The organism is Ginsengibacter sp. (assembly GCF_057362405.1).
In genome coordinates, this window is record NZ_JBMQQG010000124.1 from 1 (window position 1) to 12,507 (window position 12,507).

Consider the following 12,507-nt stretch of genomic DNA (forward strand, 5'->3'; position numbering starts at 1 on the left):
ACAAATGCCAAATAGAACTCATAATTTTTTGGGACAAATCGAAATGAGAATTCTATTCCACTTACTGAGCTTCTTGTCTTAATAACTTATTATTCTTTTCCTAACCCATTTTGAGACAATTAGCCCATACGCCTAAGTTGGTTTGTTCGGGGTTTCCTTCTTCGATCTGATATCTTGTTTCTTTGTCCGGATTAAGGTCGCTGAAAGCTTTGCCATAAGACGTTGAGACTCCTTCTTGTCCATTTCTGGAATACCTGCGGAGCCATGTAAGTTCTTGCGATGCCTCGCTAATGCTTCCTCTGACGTCATTTTGTAATGTTTTAATTTTTTTAGAATAGCCGTGTCTTAATTTTGAAAGCTAAATATTGTTTGCCTTAATTTGCCTTATCGTGGGTAATTTTTTTTGGCTTTGTCTAAAGTTAATATTATGAACCGCTTTGATTTATAAAAAGTATAATGCCGTTTGCAAATTTCTATCTAAAGCTGTGAAATATTACGATCCATGTACCTCTATTGTACCTCATAAAATATGAAAGTTAATATTGACAAGCATTTCAATAAGTTATCTTATTCCCATCCCGGGTACGATTAAATTTTTAGAGCCTTGTTAGGATTTACTTTCAAGGCCTTTTCGATTTGAAGCAAGCTAAAAATGAAATGCAAACGACAACAGTAAACCCGCCACAACTAAAACACTGAAACCTATAATCAATAGCTTGCGAATAGATGAGTCAGAAAGAAAAATGCCGTAAATCATTTTAAGTAAATTGTTACTGGTAACTGCGTTTAGCACTGCCGTTATAATCACAGCATTTTCGATGTTCCATTTACTTTGTAACAGATTCAAAATAAAGGGGTCTATGTCGGTAACGCCTACCACAAATGAAAGCACATTAATACCTCCAGTTCCGTAATTTTTAGTAACCAGTCCCGTTATGACCGCAAAAAAAATGAAGAGGACTGCGAATAGCAGAGCTGTCTTAAATTCCAGCGGATTATTATTTGGCTGGAAGTTTTGGGTTGTTGCAGGTTGCTTCTTTTGCCGCTGGCGGCTTCTCAAAAAATAAAGCGCAATTGCTGAAGATATAACTATGAAGATGGCAAATGAAGGTGCAAGTTCCAATGCCAAAGTCTTATTAAAAAAAAGAGCCAGTAAAAACAATCGAACGTACATCATAGTTGTAGCAAGAATAATCGCCGCAGCTACTTTATTTTTTTCAGGAAGGTCTTTACTTTTTCTTGCCAGTATAATTGTAGTTGCAGTGCTGCTGTACATTCCGCCTAAAATACCGGTAAGAATGATTCCGGAATTGGGGAACACGAACTTCTTAAGCAAATAACTGAAATAGGAAATCCCCGATACGGCTACTATCGCTAACCAAAATTTGTATGGTGAAAAATTAAAAGTGGGTGATATGGTTTTATCCGGCAATAATGGAAGAATCACACCTGTTATAACCAGGAATTTGGCCAGCGTGATGAATTCATTATTGTCGAATTTGGAGGAGAATTGAAACAGTGTTTCCTTAATCTCCGTTAAAATCAGAACACTTACAACAATTAAAAGTACCAGCCAACTTGGTTGCGTGTACACCAGTGGAGCAAGGCAATAAGTTATCAATGCAATTACCAGCGAAGTGATGCCAAATTTTTTTTGGATAGCTATTGTTTGAAAATAATTGATGGCCAATAAGGTGGTAATCGCCAGGCCGCCGCCAAGAAAGGGCACCAGTGTTTTTGGACTGATCACATAAAGAATAAAACCTAAAATTCCAATAAGTGTAAACGTTCTATCTGTTCCATACCTGCTTTCAAACTCTTCTTTAATATAGTGCTTCCGTTGCTCCAGCCCGATAAGTAAAGAAAATAATGTAACAAGAATAAACTTAGTAATGCCCGAAGGAATAAGATGTAGTATTTCTTCACTCATATTATATTAATTAAGCGATCGTCACACTAAAATATGCATTACTATTTGTCAATCCTTTTTTTTTCTGTTTCAATTCTGTAATGTTATAGACTCGTTTACCAGGGTCGAATCTGATTCTTGATTTGCCAAAATTGATGATTTTTCTACCTGCCATTTTTTAATGCTTCAAATCCTGCAATCACATCAAACAATTCTTCATCAATAGTACTTTGCCGAAGCCGGTTATAACTTTGTTTAAGGTCATCCATTATCTCGTCTATATTCTTTTCTGCACGTTCCATTGCCTGAAGTCTGCTGGCATTTTCACTGGCCAACGATTCAGCGCAGGCTTTATAAATTGATACAAAAAGATATTCTCTTACCAATGCATGCAAAGTGTTTTTAGTGGCGCCTATTACCTGTGGCAAATTTTTTGAAGGCCATTTCAATTTTTTTATTTCATCTTCCCATTTGCGGTCAAGCGGAAAGAGCCGCTGGCTGTGCTTAACATAACCTTCGCCTGCCAACGGAGCATTGTTAAAAATATAGAGACGATACATTTGATTTTGCTCCCTGCATTCTTCACTTTTAATTAAAATATCATTCACGAGGGGAGTTATGGCAGTAACGGAATTGGGTACACTAAAAAGCCTCGAGGGAGACAAGTTTACATCTTCTAATCTTGAATAGATTCTTTCGCCAACTGCCCAGATTTCTTTTTGATCGTTTATATCTTTTAATGTTTGGTCAGCAAAGATAGCCAGTTCATCATTGAATCTTCCCACCAAACCCTGGTCTGATCCAAAAACAATTGCCACTGTTAGCGGCCTGTTTTTTTTTATTTCATTTAGTTCAGAAATGGATAATTGCTTACTGGTGAAACAGGCTTTGATGCCAAGTGATATGGTACGATAATAGTCCTGCAAAGATTGAACTGCCATTTCGTATTGGCTGATATTAGAGGCTGCCATAGCTTTCATGGTTCTTACAACCGAAAACAGTTCCCCGGCACTTTGTTTTCTTCTTTGCAAACTTTCAAGACTATCACTCATGGTTATTCGATTTGGATTCCAAAATATTTTTCATTGGGTGAAGCGCTGTTGTTGCTAATGAAACAATGGCTTCTTCATCACTTTTGTTTAAAGGTTTAGCAGATCGGATCCGCTCTAACAATTCGTTTGGTAATTGCGAGGTAATATTTCGGATCAATACTTCAGCCTCTGCTATCTTTGATAACGGTATTGCATCAAACAAGCCTTTCGTTAAAGCCAGTAAAATAATTACCTGGTCAGTCGCGGGAACCGGGTGTAATTCGGGTTGTTTAAAACATGCCCTTATTCTTTTTCCATGTTCAATTACTTTACGTGTATTGTCATCGAGGCGTGTGCCAAATCGTGCGAATGTTTCTAATTCTTCAAATTGCGAATAAGCCAGTTTTAGATTTCCGGCAACTTTGTTGTACGCTGGTAACTGCGCTTTGCCACCTACCCGCGAAACTGATTTCCCTACATCAACCGCAGGCAACATGCCAAGTTCAAAAAGTTTGGGTGACAGGTATAACTGCCCGTCAGTTATTGATATAAGATTGGTTGGAATATAGGCCGAAATATCCTGGGCCTCTGTTTCTATTATTGGTAAAGCAGTGAGCGACCCACCGCCATGCTCTTTATTTAAATGCGTTGACCTTTCAAGCAGGCGCGAGTGAATATAAAATATATCGCCCGGAAAAGCTTCCCTGCCCGGCGGCCTGCGTAATAAGAGTGATAGTTCCCGATAAGCCCTTGCATGATTGGTGAGATCATCATAAACGATCAATACATCACGGCCCTGTTCCATAAAATATTCCGCAATACTGGTCGCTGCGTATGGAGCAATGTATTGAAGTCCGGGTGGATCATTTCCTTCTGTAACAACAACCGTTGTATAATCCAAAGCGCCATTCTTATTAAGTTGGGCAATTACTTTTGCAACAGTAGAAGCCCGCTGACCGATAGCACAATAAACGCAAAAAACATTTTTATCATGCTGGTTAAGAATTGAATCAATTGCAATAGATGTTTTACCGGTTTGCCGATCGCCCAATATCAATTCACGCTGACCACGACCAATGGGAATTAATGCATCGATTACCTTAATGCCGGTTTGTAAAGGAACATTCACTGCCTCACGACTCATGATGGGAGGGGCAGGTCGTTCAATTGGGAAACGTTGGGTAAAAGTAACAGGACCTTTATCGTCTAACGGTTGGCCTAAAGGATTAATCACGCGACCAATAAGACCATTTCCTACAGGAATATCCGCAACGCGTTCGGTTCTTTCGACAACATCTCCAGCCTGCAGGTGCTCATCATCTCCTAACAAAACAACTCCCGTTTCATCTTCGTCAAGATTGAGAGCAATGCCAAATAAGTTGCCCGGAAATTTCAGGAGCTCTTCATAACCGGTTCCCGGCAAGCCGGTAATTTTTGCTATGCCGGAGGATACATTTTTTACAATCCCTTTTTCCTGCGGCTGAAAATCAGGGATATAATTTTTCCGTGTTTGGCTTATTTCGCTGAACGTATCATCTATTATTTTATCCAGGCTGAGCGGTTGCATCATCTTTTTCTTTTTGCTGTCCATTTATGGATGCAGTTATATTCTTTTTTAAAGTATCCAGGTAAGAATTTATATTCCATGATACATTATATTTTTCTGCATCAATTTCAATACCACTTACCAATGCGGGCTCACATTGATACTGAAAATTTGTTCCCTTTCCTGTTGTTTCACTTATGGATTTCTCCAGTTCAGCTTTTGATGATGTGGATAATTCGAAGGCACTTTTAATAAGAACTGTTTTATTAGCGTTCATAAAAGCCTCCTTAAATTTGACCCGCTCCTCATCTTTCAAATCCTGTATTTTTTTTATAAATACTTTTACTGATTGTTCTTCGAGGCTAACGGAGGCAAGATCGGCAAGCGTTTTGCCGACAATGGCAAAAACCTCGTCCTGCGTTTTTCGTCTAATCGTATCAGTTATATTTTCTTTTTCCTGCTTCAGGGCGATTTCATATTTCAAACGCAGCACATCAGATTCACTTCTTGCTTCGTCGAACAACTTTTGCTTTTCAGCCTTTGCTTCTTCCTGCACTTTATTTAATTGCGCTGCCCGCTCTTTATCAAATGTTTCATTTTTTTGTTGGAATAAATCCAGCTCTTTTTGAGCTGCTGCTTTTTGAGCTTCAGCATCTTTTAGTTGGGCTGCTATCTTTTTTTCTCTTTCATCAATAGCATTCAAAACAGGCTTATACAAAAATCTTTTCAGCAACCATACAAGGATGAGAAAATTAATAATCTGTGCTATAACCGTAAACCAGTTGATCTGCATACTCTGTACAAATTATTTAGCGATAAAATGGTTCCAGAAGGGATTAGCAAAAATGAGAATCATCGATACCACAAAACAATAAATGGCTGTTGATTCTATCATTGCCAGTCCTACAAAGAGCGTTCGGGTAATGGTAGAGGATGCGTCCGGTTGCTGGGCAATTGAATTCAATGCAGACGAAACCGATTTTCCTTCGCCTAATGCGGGCATCATACAGCCAATTCCTGTTGTGAGTCCGGCAGTAACAATGGATGCTACTGCAATAATAGTTGTACTATCCATTTTGTATGTTTTTTAATTTTTTACTTGTTTTCTTTTTAATATCCTGTGTCGCAGCCGTTATATATACCGTTGCCAATATGGCAAATATGTATGCCTGTACCATTCCCGTTAACATACCCAGAGCGCTCATAACTACAGGAAAGAAAAATGGCGCTATGGAAAGGAGAATGGATACGATAAGGCCACCACTCATGATATTACCAAATAACCTAACGGCAAGGGCTAGTGTTCGTGAGAACTCACTGATAATATTAAATGGCAGCATAATAAAACTAGGCTGCAGGTATGATTCCAGGTATCCCCTTATCCCGCTTTCAGCAATTCCAAAAAAGGGGACCGAAATAAATACGCAAATGGCCAACGCAACCGTGGTAGATAGGGAACCTGTTGGAGCCTCGTACCAGGGAAGGATGGTACATAAATTGGAAACAGCAATGAACAGAAACATCGTGCCGATAAAACCAATATATTTTCCCGGGTTGCTCAGGCCCACTTCTTTTATTTGGTTTCTCATACCGATTACAAGCATCTCTAAAATATTTTGCCAACGTGTTGTTTTAATTTCCGATTTTAATTTACGGTTGATAAGTTTTGCACCTGCGACCAGGATAATCATCAGCGCCCATGTAGTAACGATGGTAAGGTTGATATTTACAAACCCATGCTGCCAGAAAATCTTTTGGTCGGGACTAAGCCTCATGTGATACCTCCTTTATTGAAGCAATTTTTGAGTGATTGTTTCTTTGTGTGATGCGGGTTATAATGGTCCTTGCAATTAAAAATCCTGCAAGACAAACCAACATTTTTTGCCAGCTGTTTTGGGACACAAAATAAAATCCTGCAAGAGTAACTGCCATCCTGATAATAAAGCTGCCAATAAAAAGCAAAGCCACTTTTTTTGAATGCAGGGCCTTTTGTATCGTAAGCAAAAGGCCACCGAAAAATAGAATTCCTAAAAGGGCTCCCGCAAGTAATGACGGAAGCATGTTTATCATTTCATTCAATTTCATCGTCCTGTTTTTTATGTATTTCCTTATTTTCTTTTTGTATCCAGTTCCACGCAACCAGGCAGCCAATCATCAAACCTGTAATTAGTAAACTGAGTGTCCATGAAAAAGTTACCTTATACTTTTTATCCAGCCACATACCTAAAGCGGCACCCAATAAAGTAGGTACAGCTACTGACCAACCTACCATTCCATATAAACCTAATCCTGCCCACACACTCTTTTTATCACGCTGCGCCTGCAACCTTCTTTTTTCTTTTTCGCCCACCTCGCTACTGAAAGATTTTTTGTTATATGATGTTTGCTTTTCCACTAGCCTGTTCTTAATTTTTGAATATTCCTCATGAAACCACTTTCCAGTTTCGCCATAACCGAACGTGCATTTATTTCTTTTTCGTCCAGTTGCAGCATTTCTTTTTCAACCAATTCCCGGAGCGTTCCTAATGGAGCGTCGCCAATGGCATTTCTAACAGATACCAAAACATCGGGGCCTGCCTTTATCACAATTCCTTCATCTAAGGCTACATATTTCAATCCTTCACTTTCTGATTCATACATTAGAATACCGGGTACTATTGCAGCGGTGAAATCGAGTCGTTGCGGTAAAAGGCCAAATGAACCGGCACTTGTTTCAATAACAATTTTTTTTACATAGTTTATTAATGCAAAAACCTTAAACGGAAGTAATATTTTTAGATTCATTAAAATTTATTTAGCCTCACCCCAACCCCTCTCCCGAGGGAGACGGACAAGATGTATTATCAACTACTGGCAGTGAGATTTACTTTCCTTTGTTTCACCTCATCAATAGAACCAATCATATAAAAATCACTTTCGGGATAGTCTTTAAATTCATCGTTTAAGATTCTCTCACATCCATCAAGCGCATCTTTAAGGCTTACATTTTTTCCTTTATACTGGCTGAACTGTTCGGTAGTATAGAAAGGCTGTGTAAGAAAACGCTCCAGTTTTCGTGACCGGTTCACTTTTTTTTGATCATTCGCTGAAAGCTGTTCCAGGCCCAGCATTGCAATGATATCTTTCAACTCTTCATATTGTGCCAATGTTTGCCGGATCTCCTGCGCTATGTTGTAATGCCTTTCTCCTATGATACCGGTCGCAGCCATTTTTGAACCTGACTGTAACAAATCTATAGCGGGATACAAACCTTCGCTTGCTCTCTTTCTTGACAAAACAATCGATGCAGACAGGTGAGAAAATGTATGTACAGCGGCAGGGTCTGTTAGGTCATCTGCCGGCACATACACCGCTTGTATAGAAGTGATAGCGCCCGCGTTGGTATTGGCAATGCGTTCTTCCAGTTCTGATAATTCGGTTCCCATCGTTGGTTGATAACCCAACCGTGAGGGCATTTGGCCCATCAGTCCGGATACTTCCATGCCTGCCTGGATGAAACGAAAAATATTATCGATAAGCAATAACACATCTTTATGTTCATCATCCCTAAAATATTCTGCCATTGTTAATGCGGCGTGGCCTACTAGAAAACGGGCGCCGGGTAATTCATTCATTTGACCAAACATCATCACCATATTCGGCAGAACTCCTGCTTCCTTCATGTCATGATAGAGTTCCAGCCCTTCACGACAACGTTCGCCAATGCCACAAAACATACTGATGCCGTTATGGTTCTTTACCATGTTGTGAATGAGCTCCGTTAGTAAAACGGTTTTGCCAACTCCGGCGCCCCCGAACAACCCGGCTTTGCCGCCACGTTCCAAAGGGACCAACACATCAATTGCCTTTATGCCCGTTTCAAAAACTTCGGATATGGTTGAGCGCTCCATCAACGTCGGGGGCGTTTGGTGAATGCTTCGCCATTCAAGAGATGATGATAAAATGTAATTATCTGATGTGTTCCCAAAAACATCAAACATGTGCCCGAGAATATCTTCTCCCACCGGAACTTTTAAAGGCTCATTTGTTGTTACGGCTTTCATGCCTCTTGCAAGTCCTTGTGTTGGTGTTAACGCAATGCCACGAACATGTTTTGTGTCGAGCTGGAGTTGCACTTCAATAATAACTTCCATCTTATTTCCGGTCCTTACAACTGAGTTAATGGAAGGGAGATTTTTTTCGAAACGGATATCTACTATGCTACCACGTATTGCGGTTACCAGGCCTGTTGTTACATTCTTTTTGAGGTTGCTTGCATTTTCTGTATCAATATGAGATGAACTAGTATTCATAACTAATTCTTTAATCAAAATTAGGTTGTTAACTAATTTTCTATGGCAATTACTTCCGGCGGTGAATGACTATGGCGTCCTTTTTCAGTCATTTCATCTAAAGTGATTAGTGGAGGCCATTCAAAATTAGAAAAGATCACACCTGCCATCTATGATGTAAAGAATAAGAAGACATGATAGAAGTCACTATTGCTTGAGCGAAAGAGTAAGCAATGGCTTGCCGATTTGTGACTTTTTGTAAATTAAAAAGCCTTGTCAGTATTAGTTTTCAAGGCTTTTTTGGTTGTGGGTTGGTTTTTGATAAATTTTATATCAGCAGTACCAGGGTAAGGCAAAAAAATTAAACCGTTGTTTTGAATCTATCATAAAAGGCTCTTTCCAACGATTCTTTATTGTCAGGGTGGGCTATACGAATTAATTCTTTTGCTCTTTGTTTCAAATTTTTTCCAAAGAGATCAGTCATTCCAAACTCAGTTACCACCCAATGTACGTGGCCTCTCGTCGTAACAACTCCGGCGCCATCTTTTAAAAAAGGAACAATTCTCGATATGCCTTTTGAAGTTACCGAGGGCATTGCTATAATTGGTTTTCCTCCTTCGGAAAGTGAAGCGCCTCTTATAAAATCCATTTGACCGCCGATACCTGAGTATTGATACGTGCCAAAAGAATCTGCGCATACCTGTCCCGTTAGGTCAATTTCAATAGCGCTGTTTATTGCAGTTGCTTTTGGATTTTTTCTGATAATGCTTGTGTCATTTACATAACTAATATCCATGACTCTTACTGAAGGATTATCATCTACAAAATCGTATAATTTCCTAGTGCCCGCCATAAAGCCTGTTACGGTTTTACCCATATTTATCTTTTTTCGGCTGTTATCAATTATTCCTTTTTCTATTAACGGGATTACACCATCTGATAGCATTTCTGTATGTATGCCAAGTCCTTTGTGATTATAAAGATTCTGCAATACCTGGTCGGGAATTGCGCCTATGCCTAACTGTAAGGTTGCACCATCTTCAATAAGGGACGCTACATTGTACCCGATCTTGGTAATGGTATCACTCGATTTGGATGAATAGTCAATTTCGGGAAGTTCCGCATCGTGCCACACCATAGCATCTATTTTATCTATATGCACAAAGCCCTGGCCATGGGTGCGTGGCATTTTAGAATTTACCTGGGCTATAATATGTTTGGCAGTGTCTACTGCCGCACGGGCAATATCAACCGAAGTTCCCAAAGAGCAATAGCCATGCGAGTCCGGCGGCGATACCTGCACGATGGCCACATCAAGCGGTAATATATTCCTGATAAATAGTTGCGGTATCTGGCTGAGGAATATCGGCACATAATCGCCATGATCGCTGTTAACAACAGCACGGGTATTTTCCGAAACAAATAACGAGTTAATAAAAAAGCTGTTTCCATACTTAGGATCGTTGAAGTGAATATTTCCAAAAGTAGTAATGCTCACGAGTTCAACATTATTAAGTTCTGCATACCTATTTTGCATAGCTTCTAAAATATGCATAGGAGTTGCTGCGCTGCCATGTACAAAAACCCTGTTACCAGATTGAATAATTTTTACTGCTTCTTCCGCAGAAACGTTTTTACCAGGTTCCATTATTGTTCTTAAATTTTTAGTTTATTGAGAAAATAGGTTATTTGACTTTAGATGAAATTAAGAAGATCTGAACTTGTTTAGTGGTTTGCAAAACAAAATTATATTTTCATCTAATCTGATTTTATTGTTTCTCGAATCTGCCGGATTTGTCTTTTATTTTAATCCGGAACATGATGGGTTTAATTCTATTTACATCATTAACGCTTTCACGGGATGCCTCATGCTCGTGTGAATGAATGGTGGAACTCGTTAAGTAAGGCCATATATGATTGAATAAATAATCCCTTGCTTTATCAGCCTCGGTTCCTTTTAATTCACTAAATGTGCCGTCGATTATTACACTTCTCCAATTGGCCATATTAGTCATGGCATCTACTTCAAAACATACGTTGGTATTTTTGCGCAGGATATCCAGCTTTTTTCCTTCCCTTGTTTGTCCTATTATGTCTTTGCCATCAAACGCATAAGTCACAGGAACTATGTAAGGTTTTTTGCCATCGGTACACGCGATTCTTCCTATTGCCTGGGTAAGCAGGAAATGATTCATTTGCATTTCATTTAGTTCTCCAAGCATTGCAAAGTTTTATTTAATCTGTTCAAAAATATTACAGGCGAGGCTTTTATAACATGATACGTAGCATTGAGACTTGTGATAATAATCATGGATTATTGAATAGATCTTAGGATAGATTAAAACATGCAGTTGGGTGAAAATTAGTTTTTTTGATCAGCCTGGTATTTTCTTTTTGGCAATATCCTTTGCTATTTTTTTTGCATCCAGCGCAATTTCGCGAAACTGGCCGGTGGGGGCAACCCAAAAACCGCAAAAATACAAACCGTCTTTTCCAAAATATTTTTGCCTATCTACGCTGGCTTTTAAATCGTCAAAGCGACTTTTATCAACGTCGATTATTTCGGAGTAATCATTATAGTAACCAATAGCAGCAATGATCGTATCAAAACTTTTTTCTTCGCCATTTTCAAAGTGTACTGAGCTGCCTGAGATGTGATCGATATTATCGTAAATTTTGATGTGTCCTTCCCGGATGTGTTTTATGGTACCAATGTCTAACAAAGGCACCCTCCCATCTTTTTGTATTTGTTCCAATGGCCCATAGGGTAATTTCTTTAACCCCAGCTTTGTGATATCGCCAACCAATAACCGCATCAACGGGGCATTGATGGCATCAGCGATCCGCGGTGGTAATGGCTTCATTAATAAACTTAATTGCAGGATCGGTATCCCGAAAACATCCCGTGGCACTACATTAACGGGCGAGCGAACAGACATGTATGTCTCTGCTCCCTGTTCGAATAAATCTATGGCAATCTCACAAGCGGAGTTCCCAAACCCCACGATCAAAACTTTTTGTCCTTTAAAATTCTTCCCGGTTTTGTATTCGCAACTGTGCAATATTCTTCCGGCAAATGTTTCCATGCCTTTAAAATCAAACGACTTAGGTTTGCCAAACGGGCCGGTGGCAATGATTATATATTTTGATTTAAATACATCGTTATTGGTTTCGGTAACCCAGCGATCCCCTTCTTTACTTATCCTTGTCGCCTTTGTATTAAAAATAGGAGAAATGTTGAATTCTTTTTGATAATCGCTGAGGTAATCAACTACCTGCTGGCGGGATGGGTATCGGGGAACACCAGCGCCAAATTTTTTATAAGGTAAGTTCGAGCCACTTTTATTTGTGTGCAAATGGAGCCGCTCATAATGATTGCGCCACGGAACAGCTATTGCTTGGTTCTTCTCTATAATCAAATATTCTATCCCTTGCTTCTGAAGAGATGCAGCGGAGGCCAATCCTGACACAGAGGCTCCAACAATTAGTACATTTGTTTCCCGTATACTCATAGAAGAACCAGGCATTTTTTCTCATGTGTAATTATCTAAAGTTACTTTGTATGCAGTTCATGTTTAGGTTTTAAATCGAAAGGCTAATAAACTATTTCACCAGGCGCTTAAACCATTTGAGTTTTCCTTTATAAGGCGGGTATTTAATTCCCGGGTCAAACCAGGTGGGCGTTTTCATTACCGGTTTGTAATGAATAAATGTGTCGAAAGAATACTTTCCATGATACGCCCCGATGCC

The 12,507-nt window shown here is 39.3% G+C and carries 13 protein-coding genes; all 13 read right to left on the reverse strand.

Annotated features, from left to right (window positions below; genetic code table 11):
* Positions 1-646: 646 nt before the first annotated feature.
* The 13 genes from ACO1O5_RS10350 to ACO1O5_RS10410 all read right to left on the reverse strand — a co-directional run bounded on the left by ACO1O5_RS10350 (position 647) and on the right by ACO1O5_RS10410 (position 12,269).
* Positions 647-1,930: an MgtC/SapB family protein gene (locus ACO1O5_RS10350; protein WP_486269918.1), complete on the reverse strand. Its 1,284-nt coding sequence runs from the start codon at positions 1,928-1,930 to the stop codon at positions 647-649.
* Between the two features lie 143 nt (positions 1,931-2,073).
* Positions 2,074-2,961: a F0F1 ATP synthase subunit gamma gene (locus ACO1O5_RS10355; protein WP_486269920.1), complete on the reverse strand. Its 888-nt coding sequence runs from the start codon at positions 2,959-2,961 to the stop codon at positions 2,074-2,076.
* On the reverse strand, positions 2,954-4,531 hold the full coding sequence (locus tag ACO1O5_RS10360; protein WP_486269922.1) for an alternate F1F0 ATPase, F1 subunit alpha: 1,578 nt from the start codon (positions 4,529-4,531) through the stop codon (positions 2,954-2,956). The genes ACO1O5_RS10355 and ACO1O5_RS10360 overlap by 8 nt, the downstream gene beginning before the upstream one ends.
* The gene (locus ACO1O5_RS10365; protein WP_486269923.1) at positions 4,485-5,279 is read right to left on the reverse strand and encodes a F0F1 ATP synthase subunit B family protein; all 795 of its coding nucleotides are present in this window, start codon (positions 5,277-5,279) and stop codon (positions 4,485-4,487) included. Before ACO1O5_RS10365 ends, ACO1O5_RS10360 begins: the two co-directional genes overlap by 47 nt.
* A 12-nt stretch (positions 5,280-5,291) precedes the next feature.
* Positions 5,292-5,561 carry a F0F1 ATP synthase subunit C gene (locus ACO1O5_RS10370; RefSeq protein WP_486269925.1) on the reverse strand — a complete coding sequence of 90 codons (270 nt, stop codon included), beginning with the start codon at positions 5,559-5,561 and terminating at the stop codon, positions 5,292-5,294.
* Positions 5,554-6,261, reverse strand: coding sequence for a F0F1 ATP synthase subunit A (locus tag ACO1O5_RS10375; protein WP_486269927.1), 708 nt, complete (start codon positions 6,259-6,261; stop codon positions 5,554-5,556). The genes ACO1O5_RS10370 and ACO1O5_RS10375 overlap by 8 nt, the downstream gene beginning before the upstream one ends.
* The gene (locus ACO1O5_RS10380) at positions 6,251-6,571 is read right to left on the reverse strand and encodes an N-ATPase subunit AtpR (RefSeq protein WP_486269929.1); all 321 of its coding nucleotides are present in this window, start codon (positions 6,569-6,571) and stop codon (positions 6,251-6,253) included. The genes ACO1O5_RS10375 and ACO1O5_RS10380 overlap by 11 nt, the downstream gene beginning before the upstream one ends.
* Complete coding sequence (locus tag ACO1O5_RS10385) at positions 6,558-6,881, reverse strand: AtpZ/AtpI family protein (RefSeq protein ID WP_486269930.1); 324 nt, start codon at positions 6,879-6,881, stop codon at positions 6,558-6,560. The genes ACO1O5_RS10380 and ACO1O5_RS10385 overlap by 14 nt, the downstream gene beginning before the upstream one ends.
* Positions 6,881-7,270, reverse strand: a complete 390-nt coding sequence (locus ACO1O5_RS10390) for a F0F1 ATP synthase subunit epsilon (RefSeq protein ID WP_486269931.1) — start codon at positions 7,268-7,270, stop codon at positions 6,881-6,883. Before ACO1O5_RS10390 ends, ACO1O5_RS10385 begins: the two co-directional genes overlap by 1 nt.
* A gap of 59 nt (positions 7,271-7,329) precedes the next feature.
* Positions 7,330-8,778, reverse strand: a complete 1,449-nt coding sequence (gene atpD, locus ACO1O5_RS10395; RefSeq protein ID WP_486269933.1) for a F0F1 ATP synthase subunit beta — start codon at positions 8,776-8,778, stop codon at positions 7,330-7,332.
* A gap of 340 nt (positions 8,779-9,118) precedes the next feature.
* On the reverse strand, positions 9,119-10,405 hold the full coding sequence (locus tag ACO1O5_RS10400) for an acetyl-CoA hydrolase/transferase family protein (RefSeq protein ID WP_486269935.1): 1,287 nt from the start codon (positions 10,403-10,405) through the stop codon (positions 9,119-9,121).
* Between the two features lie 121 nt (positions 10,406-10,526).
* Positions 10,527-10,979 carry a pyridoxamine 5'-phosphate oxidase family protein gene (locus ACO1O5_RS10405; RefSeq protein WP_486269937.1) on the reverse strand — a complete coding sequence of 151 codons (453 nt, stop codon included), beginning with the start codon at positions 10,977-10,979 and terminating at the stop codon, positions 10,527-10,529.
* A 153-nt stretch (positions 10,980-11,132) separates the two neighbouring features.
* Entirely contained in the window at positions 11,133-12,269 is a 1,137-nt protein-coding gene (locus ACO1O5_RS10410; protein ID WP_486269939.1) for a flavin-containing monooxygenase, read from the reverse strand.
* Between the last annotated feature and the right edge of the window lie 238 nt (positions 12,270-12,507).

Bases quoted from the DNA above. Each gene is read 5' to 3' on its own strand.
- ACO1O5_RS10390 (WP_486269931.1), bottom strand. From the start codon at position 7,270: ATGAATCTAAAAATATTACTTCCGTTTAAGGTTTTTGCATTAATAAAC.
- ACO1O5_RS10405 (WP_486269937.1), bottom strand. From the start codon at position 10,979: ATGCTTGGAGAACTAAATGAAATGCAAATGAATCATTTCCTGCTTACC.
- atpD (WP_486269933.1), bottom strand. From the start codon at position 8,778: ATGAATACTAGTTCATCTCATATTGATACAGAAAATGCAAGCAACCTC.
- ACO1O5_RS10365 (WP_486269923.1), bottom strand. From the start codon at position 5,279: ATGCAGATCAACTGGTTTACGGTTATAGCACAGATTATTAATTTTCTC.
- ACO1O5_RS10370 (WP_486269925.1), bottom strand. From the start codon at position 5,561: ATGGATAGTACAACTATTATTGCAGTAGCATCCATTGTTACTGCCGGA.
- ACO1O5_RS10400 (WP_486269935.1), bottom strand. From the start codon at position 10,405: ATGGAACCTGGTAAAAACGTTTCTGCGGAAGAAGCAGTAAAAATTATT.
- ACO1O5_RS10375 (WP_486269927.1), bottom strand. From the start codon at position 6,261: ATGAGGCTTAGTCCCGACCAAAAGATTTTCTGGCAGCATGGGTTTGTA.
- ACO1O5_RS10350 (WP_486269918.1), bottom strand. From the start codon at position 1,930: ATGAGTGAAGAAATACTACATCTTATTCCTTCGGGCATTACTAAGTTT.
- ACO1O5_RS10410 (WP_486269939.1), bottom strand. From the start codon at position 12,269: ATGAGTATACGGGAAACAAATGTACTAATTGTTGGAGCCTCTGTGTCA.
- ACO1O5_RS10380 (WP_486269929.1), bottom strand. From the start codon at position 6,571: ATGAAATTGAATGAAATGATAAACATGCTTCCGTCATTACTTGCGGGA.
- ACO1O5_RS10355 (WP_486269920.1), bottom strand. From the start codon at position 2,961: ATGAGTGATAGTCTTGAAAGTTTGCAAAGAAGAAAACAAAGTGCCGGG.
- ACO1O5_RS10360 (WP_486269922.1), bottom strand. From the start codon at position 4,531: ATGGACAGCAAAAAGAAAAAGATGATGCAACCGCTCAGCCTGGATAAA.